This window comes from Rhizobium sp. NPDC090275, assembly GCF_044772225.1.
Lineage (GTDB): Bacteria > Pseudomonadota > Alphaproteobacteria > Rhizobiales > Rhizobiaceae > Rhizobium.
Map to the genome: position 1 here is coordinate 279,159 of NZ_JBIVYL010000004.1, position 16,019 is coordinate 295,177.

Here is a 16,019-nt window from a genome sequence, read left to right on the forward strand (position 1 = left end):
CATGGCCAATTCGACTGAGTATATGCCGCCAAAGATCTGGACCTGGAACAAGGACAGCGGCGGGCGTTTCGCCAATATCAATCGGCCGATCGCCGGTGCGACGCATGAGAAGGAACTGCCGGTCGGGCGCCATCCTTTGCAGCTCTACTCGCTCGGCACGCCAAATGGCGTCAAGGTGACGATCATGCTCGAGGAACTTCTCGCCGCCGGCCACAGCGGTGCGGAATATGATGCCTGGCTGATCAGGATCGGCGATGGCGATCAGTTCGGTAGCGGCTTCGTCGAGGCCAATCCCAACTCCAAGATCCCGGCGCTGGTCGACCGCAGCGGTGCCAAGCCGATCCGCGTTTTCGAGTCCGGCTCGATCCTCACCTATCTAGCCGAAAAGTTTCAGGCCTTCCTGCCGACGGAGCCAGCCGCGCGTGCGGAATGCTTCTCCTGGCTGTTCTGGCAGATGGGCAGCGCGCCCTATCTCGGCGGCGGTTTCGGCCACTTCTATGCCTACGCGCCGACCAAGATCGAATATGCGATCGACCGCTTCGCGATGGAGGCCAAGCGTCAGCTCGACGTACTGGATCGCCGGCTTGCCGAGAGCGAATATCTCGGCGGTGCCGAGTACACCATCGCCGATATGGCCGTGTGGCCCTGGTACGGCGGGCTGGTGAAGGGCTGGATCTACGAAGCGGCGGAGTTCCTGCAGGTTCAGGAATACAAGAATATCCAGCGCTGGGCCGACCAAATCGGCGAGCGCAAGCCTGTCCAGCGCGGGCGCATGGTCAACCGTCTCTCCGGCGAACCGTCGAGCCAGCTCTGGGAGCGTCACGACGCCAGCGACTTCGACACCAAGACGCAGGACAAGGTCGGCGCTGCGGGCTGATTTGTAGATTGGTCGCATCCGGGTCGCCATCTCGGCGGTCCGGATGTGGCATTATGTGCGGATGAGTGAGCCATGCGGCTCAGGCGGTGGTCGCGTTCGCCTTTCGCAATGCCACATACTCCCACAGCGCGACGAGCAGCAGCGTGACGGTGCTCACCATCTGTATCGTGAAATTCTGTTGCACCGGCAGAAGAACGGCGGTCGCCAGCAGGATGACGAGCCCGGCGATGTGAGAAAGGGGCAACTTGCGCGCCGCCGTCAATTTCAGCCAGACATTTCCAATGAGGAACAATCCCGGCCCGCCGAGAATGGCGAGCGTGGTCTTCAGGCTGCTGTGCTCTTCGGGATGCGACAGGCTGAAATCCTCGCCGACGGCGGTGAGGATGATGCCGGCGACGATCGGCAGGTGACCGTAGGTGAAAAGACCGTGGGCCACGGTCTCGGGCGCCGAGGTCGTCTCCGCCTTGTCGGCGGCCTTCTGCTGGCCGTGATGGAAATAGATCCACCACATGAAGCCTGTCGTCAAAAACGCGCTGCAGAACACCATGACCGACAGGTTCGACTGCATGTGCTCGGCCGCGGTCCTGCCCGTGGTTAGAATGGTCTCGCCGAGACAGAGAATGACGAAGAGCGCGCAGCGCTCGGCCATGTGCTCGCCCGATATGTCGAGCGTTTCGCGCGGAGAGCTCCCCAATCCGGGGACACAGTAGCGCGCCAAAGGCGAGACGTATTCGATCAAAAGCGCGACGGCCCAGAAGGCGACGCGCCCTTCAAGACTGGCGAAACCGCCGATCATCCAGAAGACGCTGGACGCGATCACCCAGACGGTGATGCGCACGAAGGTGAGGTATGAGGGCCGGTCGACGCTCCTGTAGGCGTAGAGCATGAAAACCGACCGCACGAGCTGCATGGCGCAGTAGAGCGCCGCGAATGCCGGCCCCTGATGTTTGAAGGCTTCCGGCAACGCGATCGCCAGCAATATGCCGCCGAACATCAGCGCGAAAAGCAGCAGCCGCACCGCCTCCTTGTCGGTGTCGAGCAGATTGGTGATCCAGGTCGTGTAGACCCACAGCCACCAGATCGCGAGGATCAGCAGGATCGATTCCGCCAGCGTCGTCGAACTGAAGTCCTCGACGAGCGTGTGCGACAGCTGGATGAGCGCGAATACGAAGACGAGATCGAAGAACAGCTCCGGAAAGCTGGCCTTCGTCTTCTCGGCGCTTTTGCCACGGATCAGGCTCAATGCGATCCCTCCATCGATCGAGCCCCGGCCTTAGAAAACCGCCAGATATTTAAGAAGCGAAATGATGCCGATGATGATCACGATGATCTGCACGATCTGCTTGGCTCTGGCGTCGATCGGCAGGCGGGCAACAAGGTACAAGACAAGGATGATGACCAGGAAGGTTATAAGTATTCCGATCAGTAAAGATGCAGCCATTTGGATCCCACTCCGTTGAAAAATCTTTTAGTCACAGAGCGTTAGATAAATCTCTCTTTCGAAAAGGAAAGGATCGGCGATCGAGAAACTCTATCGTGCGGTTGGAGTGACTGCGCGCGCCTTCGCAGGAACCTTCGCTGTCGCCGTGAGTTCACGATGAAAGGGAGAAGACGATCATGCCCGCAAAATCGAAAGCGCAACAAAAGGCAGCCGGCGCGGCCTTATCCGCCAAGCGCGGTGAAACGCCGAAGAGCAAGCTCAAGGGCGCATCCCGCGAGATGGTGGATTCGATGACCGAAAAGCAGCTCGAGGAATTTGCATCCACGAAGACCAAGGGCAAGCCGGAGCACGTGTCCAAGTAGTCCGTGGTTTCGGCGGTTTATGCTGCGGTTGGCATCGGATCAGCCGCCCCAAGTGCGCTCGAGCACGCTGATCCAGTTGGCGTGGGTGATCTTGACCAGAGCGTCCTCGTCGAAGCCACCGGCGCGAAACGCGTCGATCAACAGAGGCAGACCGGTGGCATCCTTCATCGCTGCCGGGATCGTCGTGCCGTCGAAATCCGAGCCCAGGGCGACGTGGTCGATGCCGATGCGATCGGCGATATAGGCGGCGTGGCGGACCAGGAGGTCGAGGCTGGTGTCGGCGTTGCGGGTGCCGTCGTCACGCAGGAAGAGCACGCCAAAATTGATGCCGACGAGACCGCCGGTATCGCGGATGGCGTGGATCTGGCGGTCTGTCAGGTTGCGGCTGTGCGGGCTGATCTGGTGGACGTTGGAGTGCGAGGCGACCAGAGGGGCGTTCGAAAGCTTGGCGATGTCCCAGAAGCCCTGCTCGTTCATATGAGAGAGATCGACCATGATCTTCAGCTCGTTGCAGGCGCGGATCAAATCCCTGCCGGCGTCGGTCAGTCCGGGGCCAATGTCGGGCGATGACGGGAAGCGGAACGGCACGCCGTAGGCAAAGATGTTCGGCCGGCTCCACACCGGTCCGAGCGTGCGCAGTCCAGTCTGATGCAGCACATAGAGCGCATCGAGATCGGCGGCGATCGCTTCCGCGCCCTCGATATGCACCACGGCTGCGAAGGCGCCGGTTTCGATCGACTGGCGGATATCAGCCGCGGTGCGGCAGACTTTCAGCCCGCCGGCGCTCTGCGCCTCGATGTCGAAGAGAATGCGGGCCATCGCCAGGGTGCGGTTCAGCGATTCCGACTGCGCGGGCGTCAGGAAGTCGCCATTGGCGTCCTTCCCCATGCTGGGCGAGGGAATGTAGATGGCGCAGAGCCCGCCGGCCAGACCGCCGGCGCGCGCCCTGGGAAGATCGATATGCCCCGTCGCTTCTCCCTCGATAAACGCCTTGGCCGGCTGCGCGATGCCCGAATGCTGGAGCCGGAGCAATACGTCGTTGTGGCCGTCGAAAACGGGCATGAGGGAGTTTGGCATGGTGGGGAACGTCCTGCGTCTGTTTGCTTGCGGGTCTTCGTATGACAGGTCGGCGCCCCCACGCAAACCCAAACCGAAAGCCGCGCGTTGAAAACGCGCGGCGGGCCGACTGGTCTGTCTGACTACTGCCTGACGTAGGCGGACGACAACGGGCCGAGTTCGGCCGATATCTGGCGCCATCTTGCCGGCTGGGCGCCCGTGCGCGAAATCATCGCCTCGATCAGCCCGGTGGAGACGGCGTCCTTCAGTCTTCCGTCGCCGTTGCGCATGCCGAGCTCGATCAGCTCGAACACCCGCTGCTTGTCCTGAAGCGTCGAGAAACGCTCGGCAATCAGCCAGCCCATGTCGGAATAGAGCGTATGCATGTCCGCGAGATCAACAGGCGCAACGTCCTCGATGATATTCTCCAGCGTGGAGGTAACAGGGACATGCTGTGCCAGTTCAGCGGTGATCGCTTTCGTATCCATTGTCATTTCCTTGTGTCTGTGTGCGGTGATCGGTCAACCGCATAGCGGCTTTCCGTTCAGCTCGCCCGATGCGCGTTGTCGTTCGCAACCGGCCATACCGGTCCCGCCCCGTGGCCGCGCAGCAGCCATGCGAGGCTCACCTCAAGCGTATCGGCGATCGTTTCCAGGTTGCCGGCGGCCGGCGCCGCGCGGTCGTTCTCCCACGATGCCCAGATGTCGGGCGTGATGCCGAGGTTTCTCGCGGCGGCTTCGATGGAGAGCTTCACCGCGTCGCGGGCGAGCGACATGCGCCCACCCATCGTATCATCTTCGGCGTCGGTCGGTTGCAGGCGGTCGATATACATTCATCGCTCCTGTTCAGTCGAAGGATCGCGCCCCGCCGAAAATCGGAAGAGGCGCGAGAATGCGTTCAGCCTTCGTCGCCGATCCAGCTCTTCACCTGATCGGGATGGTCCTGGATATATTTATCCACCGCCTGGTCGTAGGACGTTTCCTGCGCGGCAAACATCGCCGCTTCGAGATCGGGGATCGGCAGGTTCATGCGCGACAGGAAGGCGGCGACCTTGGGGTTGTCGGACTTGAAGTCCTTGCGGGCAAGGATATCGACATGTTCTGCTTCGCCGAGCGACTTCTTCGGGTCATCGATGTAGCGCAGCTTGTGCTTGCCGAACATCCAGTGCGGGCTCCAGGCGGTGGCTACGAACCATTTCTCGCCCCGCATCGCGCGGTCGACCGTCGTCAGCATGCCGGCCTCGCTGGAGATCTGCAGCTTGTAGCCGTCGAGCCCGTAATCCTTCACCGCCTTTTCCGAGAGACGCGTGAGGCCGGCGCCCGGATCGATGCCCTGGATGGTGCCGGAGAGCTTCTTCTGCACGTCTTCCTTCTTCAGGTCCTCGATCGAGCCGATCTGGTCGGCGGGAATGTAATCGGGAACAACCCAGCCGAGCTTGGCGCCGTTATAGACCGTGCCGAGCGTCTCGACCTTGTCTTTGACCTTGGCATAGTAGTCGGCATGCGTTTGCGGCAGCCAGGCCATCATCATCGTGTCGAGATCGCCGCGCGCGACCCCCTGATACAGCGGCGCGACGTCGGCCTGTACGAGCTCCACCTTTTGGTTCAGCTTCGTCTCGATCAGCTTGGCGGCGAGCTTGGTGACGAATTCGGCGTCGGACCAGGCGGCCCAGCCGATCTTCACCGGCTTGGCGTCCTGCGCCATGGTCGAGGTGACCGCGCCGCTTACGAGAGCGGCGGCAAGGCCGAGGGTTGCGAGTGTTTTGAACATGAGTGCTCCTTTTGTGAAGGTTCGCATTTGGCGGGCGCTGCCCGCCATGATGAGTTGCCAGAGATCAGGCCGTCGCCGGCTTCAGCTCTTCGCGTTCGCTTTTGCGGAACAGGCCCTGCCAGAAAGCGGCGCGCGGCTTGCCAAGGCTCTGGGTGATGCGGTCGAGAATGACGGCGAGGATGACGACGGCGATGCCGCCTTCAAAGCCGGTACCGACATCGAGGCGCTGGATGCCGGTCAGAACCGTGTTGCCGATGCCGCCTGCGCCGATCATCGAGGCGATCACGACCATCGACAGCGACAGCATGATCGTCTGGTTGATGCCCGCCATGATCGAGGGCAGGGCGTTCGGGAGCTGCACCTTGAACAGCAGCTGGGTCGCGGTGCAGCCGAAGGCATTGCCCGCCTCAATGAACTCGCCATCCACCTGGCGGATGCCGAGATTGGTCAGGCGAACCACCGGCGGCATCGAGAAGATGACCGTCGCGATCGCGCCGGGCACGGCGCCGAGGCCGAAGAACATGGCGGCCGGGATCAGGTAGACGAAGGCAGGCATGGTCTGCATCAGATCCAGCACCGGGCGCACGACGGCGGCGACGGAATCCTTGCGCGCCATGGCAATGCCGAGCGGCAGGCCGACGAGCATGGCGATCAGCGTCGCGGCGATGACCAGCGACAAGGTCTCCATCATCGGACCCCAGAGCTCGATGTGGTTCACGAGCAGCAGGCCGAGCGCGGTGAAAACCGCAAAGCCGATGCCGACACGCCAAAGCGAGAGGATCACGAAGATCGCGATGCCAACGGGCATGGGGATGGCGAGTAGGGCGTTCTGGATGCCTGACGTCACGAAGCCGATCGTGGCCGCGATGAAATCAAGCACGGGTGAGAAGTTGTCGAGCACATAATTGACGGCAGCGTCGATGCCGTTTCCGATATCGAAGTTCATGATTTATCCGATGTGTTTGTGATCAGCCGGCGCGGTCGAGCGTTTCGAGCAGCGCGGATTTGCTGATGGAGCCGAGATAACGCTTGCCGCCGTCGATGACGGGAACCGGCCAGGGGCTGGCCGCCACCTTGCCCAGAACGTTCGACAGCGGCTCGTCGGCCGGAATGGCCTCGATTTCGGGCAGGAAGGCGCCGCGATAGGGATCGGCCGTCTTCGCCCTGATCTTTTCGATCAGCGACGTCTGGCTGATCATGCCGTGATAGGTCTTGTCGCGGCCGAGGATGATTGCGTATTCGCGGTCGTAGTTCTTCATCCGCTCGAGTGCTGCCGCGGCCGAAACGCCTTCGCGCTCGATGATTGTCACCTGCGACTTGCGGGCGACATCGCCTGCCTTGAAGACATGCGCGACATCGACATTGCGGAAGAAGGAGCGGACGTAGTCGTTGGCCGGCTTGGTGACGATCTCGTCGGGCGTACCGATTTGCACGACATTGCCGTTCTGCATGATGCAGATGCGATCGCCGATCCGCATCGCCTCATCAAGATCGTGGCTGACGAAGACGATGGTGCGGCTGTGCTCGGACTGCAGGCGAACGAGTTCGTCCTGCATTTCGGTGCGGATCAGCGGGTCGAGCGCCGAGAAGGCCTCGTCCATCAGGAGAATGGTGGGCTCGCTGGCGAGCGCACGGGCAAGACCGACGCGCTGCTTCATGCCACCGGAGAGCTGATCCGGGCGGCTGTCGGCGTAGCCGTCGAGGCCGACGGCCTTCAGCGCGGCCAATGCCTTCTCGCGACGCTCGGCCTCGCCAACACCGGCAACCTCGAGACCGAAGGCGGCGTTGCTGAGAACCGTGCGGTTGGGAAGCAGCGCGAAGGACTGGAAGACCATGCTGATATCGCGGCGGCGAAGCGCGATCAGCTCGCTGCGCGACATGTCGGTGATATCGCGACCATCGATCTCGATCGATCCGGATGTCGGTTCGATCAGTCGGTTGAGGAGGCGCAGGAGTGTCGATTTGCCGGAGCCCGACAGGCCCATGATGACGAAGATCTCGCCGGCGCGAATATCGAAACTGGCGTCGTTGACGCCGATCGAGCAGCCCGTTGCTGCATGGATCTCGGATTTTGACTTGCCTGCGCGTAATAGCGAGAGGGCTTTCTTCGGGTGTTCGCCGAAAACTTTGTAGATGTTGTTGAGACTGATCTTGGTCGAAGCCGATGATGTCGGCGCGTCTGTTTCAGTTGCAGCATTCATATAATCTTGGCGCCGAGCTCGAGAGGCCAGGCATTCTCCTTTATTCGTATACGTCCACGATCTACAGAATATCTTCTGAATCGGGATGTATTATCCGTTGTTTTGCTGAGACAAATCGACATTTCATAAGTCAAATTCGTCCGAGGAAAAATATATTATATCGAAAATATCTATCCGATATGACAAAAGGTCACGTATTCGAACTTTGATACTGTCATTTTCGATCGAGTGTTGTGCTCCTTATCTGCGTATATAGGGCGATATACAAAAATTGTCCATCTTAAAATCAATTTTTGTGACAGACGCATCGGTCGCCGGCACCTTCGAAACAGGCCACAACGCCTGCTGTACCGGCGAAGCAGCGCCGCGCCGGCATGACAGGTATTTTTGAAATCAAAGGCTGAAATCCGGTGCCGATGCGTCCGAAATCGTGTCCTTTATGAGGAGATTTCGCTCGGGTGGGCGAGCGACAGCATGCCTCGATAAATACCCGGATCGGAGCCCTCGATCGGGATCGCGCCGACGCTCTTGCGGTAAAAATCCATCGGCCCGGCGCCGCCGATCACGCCGTAAGGATAGCCCTGCGCGTGCATGTCGAGCAGCGTTTCCAGGAGCAGGGCGTGGCCGACACCCTTGCCTCGGGCCGCCTGATCGACGCCGGTGGGGCCGAAGAACCCCTTGGCGGTCGCCTCATGGCAGGCAAAGCCGATGAGCTCCCCCGCCTGAATGGCGATGAAGCAGGTGGTCGGCTGGCGCATGGCGGCGGCGGTCGCCTCGGCCGCCCAACCGGCGCCGAAGCGCGGTTCGATCCATGATGTCAGCGCCGGCAGTTCCGGCACCAGCACGCGGCGGATGGTGACCCCCTGTGACGTCATGCGTTCGTCGAGGGCTGGGTCGCGCTTCAGCTCGTAGAGCTTCACAAGCATGTCCATGGTCTTGATCCTTGTATCTGTCAGCCTTTGACGGCGCCGGCGGTGAGGCCCGCCACGATCCGCCGCTGGAAGATAAGCACGACGGCGATGAGCGGGAGCGTGACGGTGATGGAGGCTGCCATGATCTGCCCGAACGGGTATTCATAGCGGCTGGTGCCCGCGATCAGGCCGATCGCCACCGGCACGGTGCGGTTCTCGTCGGTCAGCGTGAATGTCAGCGCGAACAGGAACTCGTTCCAGGCGAGGATGAAGGCGAGAATGCCGGTGCTGGCGAGCGACGGCCCCATCAGCGGCAGCAGCACCTTCATCAGGATGCGGAAGTGCGAGCAGCCGTCGATGATGGCGGCCTCTTCGAGTTCGCGTGGGAACTCGCGGATGAAGGTGGTGAGGATCCAGGTCGTGAAGGGCACCGTCGACAAGAGATAGGTGAGGATCAGCGCGCTTGGGCGATTGAAGAGCCCCAGCCAATTGATCAGCTCGAACATGCCGGAGAGCACGACCACCTGCGGGAAGATCGAGATCATCAGGACGATCATCAGGATCGCGCGCCGCTGCGGAAACTCGATGCGGCCGAGCGCGTAGGCGGCCGAGAGGCCAATGATCAGCGACAGGAAGGTTGTCGATATTGCGACATAGGCCGAGTTGAGCAGCGATCCCATGAAGACCGGGTTGTCGATCAGCTGCCGGTAGTAAGTGAAATCCAGCGCTGGCATCAGGGCCGAGCGATAGAGTGCGGCACCCTGCTTCGTCGAGGAGACGAAGGCCCAGTAATATGGGAACAGCGTATAGACGAGCACGAGCAGCAGCGCGAAGATCTGCAGGCCGCGCACGACGCGCCGTCTCATCCGATAGTAGCCTGCTGGCTTGCGCAGCGCCTTTTGTGCGATTGCATTGGCCATCGATCAGGTCCCCGCCGCTTTGTCGAGGCGAAGAACCCCGATGATGATGATTGCGACCAGCGCGACGAGCAGGAAGACCCAGGTCGACGCTGCCGAACCCACGCCGAGTTCCTGGAAGCTGATCAGCCGATCGCGCGCATAGATCGATACGGTCATGACGTTCTCGTTGCTGGCCGCCAGAACGTAAGCAAGGTCGAACATTCTGAGCGCGTCGAGAACGCGGAAGAGAACGGCGACGCCGATGGCCGGGCGCAGCATTGGAAGGGTGATCGACCAGAAACGCTTCCAGGCGGGGATGCCATCCACTTCGGCGGCCTCGAATATCTCTGGCGATATCAGCTGCAGACCGGCGAGGATGAGCAGCACCATGAAGGGCGTGGTCATCCACACGTCGATGAAAATGACGACGCCCATGATCAGCGAGCTGCTGGCCGTCCAGGCGATACCGTGATCGACAACGCCGAGCCCCGTGAGGATCTTGTTGATCACGCCGAACTGATCGTTGAGCATCCACTCCCAGATCTTGGTCGCGACAACGACAGGAATGGCCCATGGCACCAGAATGGCGGCGCGCGCGAGGCCGCGGCCCGGGATCATCTCGTTGAGCAGCAAGGCGATCGCAAGCCCGAGCGCCGTCTCGATCGCGACCGAGATCACGGTGAACACCAGCGTGTTCTTCACGGCAACCCACCAGCTGTGGTCGTTGATGACCTCCATGAAGTTGTCGAGACCGACCATGGAATAGACGGAGGGGTCGTCGAGATAGGCGTCGGTGAAGGAGAAGAAGAAGGTCCGGCTCAGCGGCCAGACGGCGACCAGCAGGATGACGGCGATGACGGGAACCAGAAACAGCCATGCGGCCCGGTAATCGCGGCGGGCGAGTTTGGCGCTCATTGTTGGCTCACCTCTCCGCTGGCCGGCTGGCTGAGCAGAACGCGCTTGCCGTCGGCCGTAAAGGCGAAGACGGCGGCATCAGCGAAATCCAGGCCGACAGGCTGACCGATGAGATCATGCGCAGGCGCTTTCGCGACGCGGATGACCCAGACGGTGTCGTCGGTGATCCGGCAATAGGCGAAATGCTCGTGGCCGAGGTCCTCCACACGCTCCAGCGTGCAGGTGATCCGACCTTCGTTCGCGCCAACCAGGCGCAGGCCTTCCGGTCGGATGCCGATCTCGGCGATCGGTCCCGCCGGGCTGTTGGCGACCATGGCGATCGATAGATTGCCGGGCCCGACGATCGTGCCGGCGTCCGAGCCTGTCTTCGGCGAGACGGCCAGGAAGTTCATCCGGGGGCTGCCGATGAAGCTTGCGACGAAGCGGTTATCGGGGGCGTGGTAGAGCTCCTGCGGCGTTCCCACCTGCTCGATGCGGCCGTGGTTCAGGACGACGATCCGGTCGGCGAGCGTCATCGCCTCGGATTGATCGTGGGTGACGTAGATCATCGTCGTCTTCAGGTCGTCATGGAGCTTGGCGATCTCCATGCGCATTTCCATTCTCAGATCGGAATCGAGGTTGGAGAGCGGCTCGTCGAACAGGAAGATTTCCGGCTGGCGCACCAGTGACCGGCCGATCGCCACGCGCTGGCGCTGGCCGCCGGAGAGTTCGCGCGGCCGGCGATCCATCAGGTGGTCGACCTTGAGCATACGCGCCACCGACGAAACCTTCTGGCTGATCGCGTCCTTGGCCATGCCCAGTGTTTCCAGCGCGAAGCCGATGTTGCGGGCGACGCTCATATGCGGATAGAGCGCATAGGACTGGAAGACGAAGGCGACGCCGCGTCGTGAGGCCGGAACATCGGTCACGTCCTCGCCGCCGATCGTCACTACACCCTTCGATGCGGCGACAAGGCCTGCGACGATGCGCAGAAGCGTTGACTTGCCGCAGCCGGAAGGGCCGACGAAGACGACGAACTCGCCGTCGTTGATCCTGAGGTCGACGCCCTGAATGACGGTGTGCGTCCCAAAATTCTTCGAAACGGATTCAAGCGAAACCGATGCCATTTTTCACCCGGACTAGATCACGATAAAAGGCTCGCCCCCTTGCTGGCGGCGATTTGCGATGCGCGAGACGAGGGCAGACCGATCGCCGGCCTGCCCCCGTGCGTTCAGTCAAGGCTCAACGGCTTTCCTTGAGCTTTTCCAGTCGTCCGGCGAGCGAGGTCAGGCCAGACTTGATATCGCCACCGCCGGACAGCATGTCATGGACGGAGCGATAGAAGGCCTGCGACACGCGGTTGTAGCTGGTGCCGGTATAGCCCGAGGGACGCACGGCGCTATCGGCGAAGGCTTGCTGGTTGTCCTTGAGGAAGGGGATCTTCGCCAGCACGTCCGGGTCGGTATAGAGCGCCGGGATGGACGGGTTGACCGCATCCTGCAGCGCGCGCTTCTTCTGCATGTCGGGGCCGGTGATGAAGTTCACGAAATCAGCCGCGACGTCAGCCTTGGCGCTGTACTTTGAGACGCCGTAATACATCGGGCCGAGGCATCCGCTCGACTTCTGGCCTTCCATGCCGACCGGCAGTGGCATGACGCCGACCTTGTCGACAACTGCGCTGCCTTCCTTGTGCGACGTGCCCCAGACATAGGGCCAGTTGCGGTGGAAGACGGCGTTGCCGGATTCAAAGACGGCACGAGAGGCTTCCTCGTCGTAGTTCAGCGTACCTTCGGGGCTGATCGAGCCGATCCAGCCCTTGGCTTTTTCGATCGCTTCGGCGGCCTTCGGGTTGTCGATGGTCACCTTGCCATCGTCGGAGATGATCGTGCCGCCGCCGTTCGATGCAACGAGCTCGATCGCGTCGCAAGTCAGGCCTTCGTAGCTCTTGGCCTGCCAAGCATAGCCCCACATGTCGCCCTTGCCGTCGGCGCGCTCCTTGTCCTGGATTTCCTTGGCCGTGGCGGCCAGCTCATCCCAGGTCTTCGGCGGCTGCTTGCCATATTTCTCAAGCAGATCCTTGCGGTAGAACATCAGGCCGACGTCCATATAGGCGGGCATCGCGACCAGATGGCCGTCCAGCTTGGCGGCGTTGAGCGTGGATGCGAAGTGCTTGTCCTGATCGGCCTGGGGGATCACGGTCTTCAGGTCGAGAAGGCCGTTCTTGAACATGCCGAGCCAGATGACGTCGAGGAACAGCACGTCGATATCGGTGGATTTCGCGGCGATCAGCTGCTGATAGATCGGAATGGCGTCATCGAGCAGCGCCGGCATCTTGTTGATCTTCGCTTCGTTGCCTGTCTTCTCCTTCCAGGCATTGGCGACATTGGTGCACAGCTCGAATTCCGTCGGCGCGCAAAATACGGAAATCGTCTCAGCGTGGGCCGTTCCACTCCAGAGGGCGGCGGAGAACGCGAGGGCGGCAAGGCTCTTCTTAAGCATGATGGGTTCCCTTGATTGTGATAATGCACGGCATTTTCGAAGCTCTTCTGGCTCCCTGCGATAATAGGACTGGTTATGACCAGTTATGTCAATATGGACTTTCGAGAGAATTGCGTTGAAGATGACAAATGGCAGAGGCGGCCAAGGCCCAGGGAAAATCGAATTTGAAGACGCTCGAAACCGAGGAAACATTGATCGCAACACGCGGCGTCATCGATCGCGACGACCCGCGGCCGCTGCACAAGCAGGTGTACGAGGCGTTGCTGGCGGCGATCAGCGACGGGCGCCTGCCGCTGCGTGGCAAGCTGCCCTCCGAGCGCGAACTCGTCGATCTCTACGATGTAAGCCGGATCACTATTCGCCATGCAGTGCGCGAACTCATCCAGCAGGGCGTGGTGCATAGCCAGCCAGGCAAGGGGCTCTATGTCACGGAACGCGGCGGCGGCTTCGAGCTGCAGGTGTTGAAGAGCTTCACCAGCATCGCGCTGGCCAATGGCCGTGCCCCGGGTCACCAGCTGATCGAGGCAAGCCTCGTCCGGGCGCCGCTCGAAGTCAGCAGGCCGCTCTTTCTCGCCCCCGGCGCGGAGGTCGTGGTGCTATCGCGCCTGCGCCTGCTCGACAATATTCCGGCGGTGATCCAGACCGACTGGATTCCGGCCGGGCGCGTGCCAGGGCTGCTCGATCTGGATTGGGGCATCGCCAACCGCTCGCTCTATGAAGAACTGCGCCAGCGCTACGGCATATTTCCGAAACGTGGCCAGACGACGCTGAGCGCCCGTCTGGCGGGCGAAGATGAGGCGCGCCTGCTGCAACTGGCGCCGCCGGCGGCAGTCCTGACGGTCGACCAGATCGCTTTCGACGACCGCAATCGACCGGTCAACATGACGGCGCTCGTCCATCATCCGGCCCGCTATCCGCTGACGCTGCTGCAATCGGAAACCGGCGACTTCACGCAGTACTGATGATTGGTGGCTGTATCCGCTGAAGGCTCGCCCTAGCCGTCGAGGGCGAACCGGTCCTCATCGAACTCGTCTTCTGCGAATTCGTCGGCATCGCTGTCGATCGCAGGACCGACATCTTCGAGCGTCGTCAGGCGCATGCCTGATGGCCGCGGCGCGGTCATCTCGATCTTCATCCCCGGTGGCTGCAAGGCCCAGGCGACCAGCGCCTTGCCCGACATCGCGCCAACGCCTGCCGATACGACCTGCGGCTCCCGGGGAGCGACCGCGGTCATGTCGGTGCGCTTCGCCGCGCCGCCGGCAAGCGAGCCGCCTGCGTGAAGGGCAAAGAGTAGCTGTCCCGCCGATCCCTTGCCGGTGACGGCGGTGGCGAGCAGGACGGGCGTGGCGGGCGGCGGAACGCTTGCCGTGACGGTTTCATCCAGCGCCGGCCTGAATGTCGGCAGCGGTACGGTGAGGGAGGCGAGGTCGGGGACCTTGCTATCCGTGTTGTCGGCGCGCGGCGTCGGCCGTGCCAGCTGAAGTTCGAGACCGCGTTCGGCGCGGGTCTGCGGCACCGGCAGCATCGCCGTCACGAGAGCGCGGGAGGGTGCTGGAGCGCCTTCGTCATCATCGCTTTCAGGCGCGCGGATGGTCTCGATCGCGACGGGGCGGTTGCGCTTCTTCTGGTCGGCGAGCGCCAGCTCATAGCCGGGCAAGGCACGGCCATCGGCCGGCAGATGCAGCGTGCGGCCGCTTGGGAAAAGCCGTGCCAATTCCATGCGCGACATGCGCGGCCAGGCGCGAACATTGCCGACATCGAGATGCACGAAAGGCGAGCCGGACGTCGGATAATAGCCGACGCCGCCCACCTGCATCTGCATGGCGAGGCCGCGCAGCGTGGCAAGCTTCACGCCCGGAATGTAGAAATCCATCGCCTTACCCAGCATGTGCTGGCTCTTCTTGGCGACGCCTGTCGTGCGCGAGCGCGTGCGCAGCATGTTGTTGGTGGCGGGCGAGCGATAGGCGGAGACGACGTGGATGGCTTCCTTGGCGCCGCTGCGCTGATAGACTTCCCAGACCAGATCGAGCAGGCGCGGATCCATCTTGGTCGGCTCGTTGCGGCGCCAGTCGCGCAGGAAGCGGTTGATCTGCGCCAGGCCCTTCGGATCGAACTTGCCGTTGCGCTTGAAGACGATGGTCGCCCGCTCTCCCGTGTGGGTGAAATAGAGTTTTAGCGCGCGGTCGTCGGCCGCCGCCTGCGCGGCGCCGGCCATGGCCGCGAATATGACCAGAGCGATCAAGATCATGCGATGCGCGGCAAGCGATACAGCCAGGGCCAGCATGGTCACGGGAACGGAAAAGACTGCATGGTACACGAACACGACTTCCGTCATTGTTGAAGGGTGCGATGGCCGGATGCTTGCGATCGGCGAGGTCGCTTTGCAGTCGATTATGGTCAATAGATCCCTAACGTATCGTTTATGAGGAATGGATTATCGGGACAGTTGGGCCATGCGTGGACTCACTGTTTGGGCGTTCGCCGGATCGGATCGGCGCGGCGCGGAAGGTGGGGAAGGCGCGCGCAGCCGGGTGGCCGTTTGTCGAGCGTCCCGCAAAGTGACATGACCGCAAGAAAAGCGCGCGACGGTCACAATCCTGTCGCTTCGATCCTTATCTCTTGGGACATGATTCCAGAATGGAGGAGCGATAATTGAATAATCTATACAAGATGTTGGCAATTGCGGTGGGAACAACGGCAACGATGGTCGCGCCGATCGCGGCGGCTCAGACGCCGGTCGCCGACCCGCTTGTCGGTCGCGCGTGGATCGAGACCAAATCGCAATCCGGTCTTCCCGGCGTGATGATGGTGTTCATGGCCGATGGCAGCCTGCTGATGGATTCCTGCTGGGAAACCTACGCGCTGCGCAAATGGAGCCGCACCTCTCACGATACCGTTACCTGGGACGAGGATGGCGCCAAAATCACCGCGAAGGTGAAGTCGGTGTCGCCGAGCCAGCTGACACTGAGCGTGAAGGCCGGCAAGGATACGGTCGAGCACCGCTACAGCGTCGCCAAGGTGCCGTATGTCTGCCCTGACATGAAGCGCTGAGATAGGCACTATACCGCGAGCGGATGTCCTGTCAGGATACCGCTCGCGACATGTCTTT

General features: G+C 61.8%; 18 protein-coding genes. 4 read left to right on the plus strand and 14 right to left on the minus strand.

All coding sequences use genetic code 11. The annotated features are described in order from the left end of the window. Position 1: 1 nt before the first annotated feature. The gene (gene yghU / locus ACIQUB_RS12590; protein WP_402929879.1) at positions 2 to 877 is read left to right on the plus strand and encodes a glutathione-dependent disulfide-bond oxidoreductase; all 876 of its coding nucleotides are present in this window, start codon (positions 2 to 4) and stop codon (positions 875 to 877) included. A gap of 79 nt (positions 878 to 956) precedes the next feature. Here yghU and ACIQUB_RS12595 read toward each other — a convergent pair whose 3' ends face one another. Together ACIQUB_RS12595 and ACIQUB_RS12600 are read right to left on the minus strand one after the other, a co-directional pair. Next, the gene (locus ACIQUB_RS12595) at positions 957 to 2,120 is read right to left on the minus strand and encodes a low temperature requirement protein A (RefSeq protein ID WP_402929880.1); all 1,164 of its coding nucleotides are present in this window, start codon (positions 2,118 to 2,120) and stop codon (positions 957 to 959) included. A 30-nt stretch (positions 2,121 to 2,150) separates the two neighbouring features. Next, positions 2,151 to 2,318, minus strand: a complete 168-nt coding sequence (locus tag ACIQUB_RS12600; RefSeq protein WP_156144728.1) for a Thivi_2564 family membrane protein — start codon at positions 2,316 to 2,318, stop codon at positions 2,151 to 2,153. A 176-nt stretch (positions 2,319 to 2,494) separates the two neighbouring features. On the opposite strand from ACIQUB_RS12600, the gene ACIQUB_RS12605 reads away from it, so the two are divergent. Then, positions 2,495 to 2,680: a DUF3008 family protein gene (locus ACIQUB_RS12605; protein WP_112818901.1), complete on the plus strand. Its 186-nt coding sequence runs from the start codon at positions 2,495 to 2,497 to the stop codon at positions 2,678 to 2,680. A gap of 39 nt (positions 2,681 to 2,719) precedes the next feature. Here ACIQUB_RS12605 and ACIQUB_RS12610 read toward each other — a convergent pair whose 3' ends face one another. The 11 genes from ACIQUB_RS12610 to ACIQUB_RS12660 all read right to left on the minus strand — a co-directional run bounded on the left by ACIQUB_RS12610 (position 2,720) and on the right by ACIQUB_RS12660 (position 12,910). After that, on the minus strand, positions 2,720 to 3,757 hold the full coding sequence (locus ACIQUB_RS12610) for a dipeptidase (RefSeq protein ID WP_402929883.1): 1,038 nt from the start codon (positions 3,755 to 3,757) through the stop codon (positions 2,720 to 2,722). A gap of 122 nt (positions 3,758 to 3,879) precedes the next feature. After that, the gene (locus ACIQUB_RS12615; RefSeq protein WP_402929885.1) at positions 3,880 to 4,224 is read right to left on the minus strand and encodes a hypothetical protein; all 345 of its coding nucleotides are present in this window, start codon (positions 4,222 to 4,224) and stop codon (positions 3,880 to 3,882) included. Positions 4,225 to 4,280: 56 nt separating this feature from the next. Next, positions 4,281 to 4,568 carry a helix-turn-helix domain-containing protein gene (locus tag ACIQUB_RS12620; RefSeq protein ID WP_402929887.1) on the minus strand — a complete coding sequence of 96 codons (288 nt, stop codon included), beginning with the start codon at positions 4,566 to 4,568 and terminating at the stop codon, positions 4,281 to 4,283. A 65-nt stretch (positions 4,569 to 4,633) separates the two neighbouring features. Continuing rightward, the gene (locus tag ACIQUB_RS12625) at positions 4,634 to 5,506 is read right to left on the minus strand and encodes a glycine betaine ABC transporter substrate-binding protein (RefSeq protein ID WP_402929889.1); all 873 of its coding nucleotides are present in this window, start codon (positions 5,504 to 5,506) and stop codon (positions 4,634 to 4,636) included. A 64-nt stretch (positions 5,507 to 5,570) separates the two neighbouring features. Then, a complete protein-coding gene (locus ACIQUB_RS12630; protein WP_018896680.1) occupies positions 5,571 to 6,452 on the minus strand; it encodes a proline/glycine betaine ABC transporter permease in 882 nt (293 codons plus the stop codon). Positions 6,453 to 6,474: 22 nt separating this feature from the next. Then, positions 6,475 to 7,707 carry a glycine betaine/L-proline ABC transporter ATP-binding protein ProV gene (proV, locus tag ACIQUB_RS12635; RefSeq protein WP_402929892.1) on the minus strand — a complete coding sequence of 411 codons (1,233 nt, stop codon included), beginning with the start codon at positions 7,705 to 7,707 and terminating at the stop codon, positions 6,475 to 6,477. 437 nt (positions 7,708 to 8,144) lie between these two features. Then, positions 8,145 to 8,639 (minus strand): GNAT family N-acetyltransferase, encoded by a 495-nt coding sequence (locus ACIQUB_RS12640; protein WP_132668159.1) that lies wholly within the window; start codon positions 8,637 to 8,639, stop codon positions 8,145 to 8,147. 20 nt (positions 8,640 to 8,659) lie between these two features. Beyond that, complete coding sequence (locus ACIQUB_RS12645) at positions 8,660 to 9,538, minus strand: ABC transporter permease subunit (RefSeq protein WP_018896683.1); 879 nt, start codon at positions 9,536 to 9,538, stop codon at positions 8,660 to 8,662. A 3-nt stretch (positions 9,539 to 9,541) separates the two neighbouring features. Beyond that, the gene (locus ACIQUB_RS12650; RefSeq protein WP_112425135.1) at positions 9,542 to 10,432 is read right to left on the minus strand and encodes a carbohydrate ABC transporter permease; all 891 of its coding nucleotides are present in this window, start codon (positions 10,430 to 10,432) and stop codon (positions 9,542 to 9,544) included. Further along, entirely contained in the window at positions 10,429 to 11,538 is a 1,110-nt protein-coding gene (locus tag ACIQUB_RS12655) for an ABC transporter ATP-binding protein (RefSeq protein ID WP_402929896.1), read from the minus strand. The genes ACIQUB_RS12650 and ACIQUB_RS12655 overlap by 4 nt, the downstream gene beginning before the upstream one ends. A 115-nt stretch (positions 11,539 to 11,653) precedes the next feature. Then, on the minus strand, positions 11,654 to 12,910 hold the full coding sequence (locus ACIQUB_RS12660; RefSeq protein ID WP_402929898.1) for an ABC transporter substrate-binding protein: 1,257 nt from the start codon (positions 12,908 to 12,910) through the stop codon (positions 11,654 to 11,656). 164 nt (positions 12,911 to 13,074) lie between these two features. Between ACIQUB_RS12660 and ACIQUB_RS12665 the strand changes: the two genes are divergently transcribed. Then, the gene (locus tag ACIQUB_RS12665) at positions 13,075 to 13,872 is read left to right on the plus strand and encodes a GntR family transcriptional regulator (RefSeq protein ID WP_402929900.1); all 798 of its coding nucleotides are present in this window, start codon (positions 13,075 to 13,077) and stop codon (positions 13,870 to 13,872) included. 32 nt (positions 13,873 to 13,904) lie between these two features. On the opposite strand, the gene ACIQUB_RS12670 is transcribed toward ACIQUB_RS12665, so the two are convergent. Beyond that, the gene (locus tag ACIQUB_RS12670; protein ID WP_402929902.1) at positions 13,905 to 15,227 is read right to left on the minus strand and encodes a DUF882 domain-containing protein; all 1,323 of its coding nucleotides are present in this window, start codon (positions 15,225 to 15,227) and stop codon (positions 13,905 to 13,907) included. A gap of 335 nt (positions 15,228 to 15,562) precedes the next feature. Between ACIQUB_RS12670 and ACIQUB_RS12675 the strand changes: the two genes are divergently transcribed. Next, positions 15,563 to 15,961, plus strand: a complete 399-nt coding sequence (locus ACIQUB_RS12675; RefSeq protein WP_402929904.1) for a hypothetical protein — start codon at positions 15,563 to 15,565, stop codon at positions 15,959 to 15,961. The last annotated feature ends 58 nt before the right edge of the window (positions 15,962 to 16,019 follow it).

What these genes read in the sequence shown, in the direction of transcription:
- yghU (WP_402929879.1), top strand. Translation starts at nt 2, where the DNA reads ATGGCCAATTCGACTGAGTATATGCCGCCAAAGATCTGGACCTGGAAC.
- ACIQUB_RS12600 (WP_156144728.1), bottom strand. Translation starts at nt 2,318, where the DNA reads ATGGCTGCATCTTTACTGATCGGAATACTTATAACCTTCCTGGTCATC.
- ACIQUB_RS12605 (WP_112818901.1), top strand. Translation starts at nt 2,495, where the DNA reads ATGCCCGCAAAATCGAAAGCGCAACAAAAGGCAGCCGGCGCGGCCTTA.
- ACIQUB_RS12610 (WP_402929883.1), bottom strand. Translation starts at nt 3,757, where the DNA reads ATGCCAAACTCCCTCATGCCCGTTTTCGACGGCCACAACGACGTATTG.
- ACIQUB_RS12615 (WP_402929885.1), bottom strand. Translation starts at nt 4,224, where the DNA reads ATGGATACGAAAGCGATCACCGCTGAACTGGCACAGCATGTCCCTGTT.
- ACIQUB_RS12620 (WP_402929887.1), bottom strand. Translation starts at nt 4,568, where the DNA reads ATGTATATCGACCGCCTGCAACCGACCGACGCCGAAGATGATACGATG.
- ACIQUB_RS12625 (WP_402929889.1), bottom strand. Translation starts at nt 5,506, where the DNA reads ATGTTCAAAACACTCGCAACCCTCGGCCTTGCCGCCGCTCTCGTAAGC.
- ACIQUB_RS12630 (WP_018896680.1), bottom strand. Translation starts at nt 6,452, where the DNA reads ATGAACTTCGATATCGGAAACGGCATCGACGCTGCCGTCAATTATGTG.
- proV (WP_402929892.1), bottom strand. Translation starts at nt 7,707, where the DNA reads ATGAATGCTGCAACTGAAACAGACGCGCCGACATCATCGGCTTCGACC.
- ACIQUB_RS12640 (WP_132668159.1), bottom strand. Translation starts at nt 8,639, where the DNA reads ATGGACATGCTTGTGAAGCTCTACGAGCTGAAGCGCGACCCAGCCCTC.
- ACIQUB_RS12645 (WP_018896683.1), bottom strand. Translation starts at nt 9,538, where the DNA reads ATGGCCAATGCAATCGCACAAAAGGCGCTGCGCAAGCCAGCAGGCTAC.
- ACIQUB_RS12650 (WP_112425135.1), bottom strand. Translation starts at nt 10,432, where the DNA reads ATGAGCGCCAAACTCGCCCGCCGCGATTACCGGGCCGCATGGCTGTTT.
- ACIQUB_RS12655 (WP_402929896.1), bottom strand. Translation starts at nt 11,538, where the DNA reads ATGGCATCGGTTTCGCTTGAATCCGTTTCGAAGAATTTTGGGACGCAC.
- ACIQUB_RS12660 (WP_402929898.1), bottom strand. Translation starts at nt 12,910, where the DNA reads ATGCTTAAGAAGAGCCTTGCCGCCCTCGCGTTCTCCGCCGCCCTCTGG.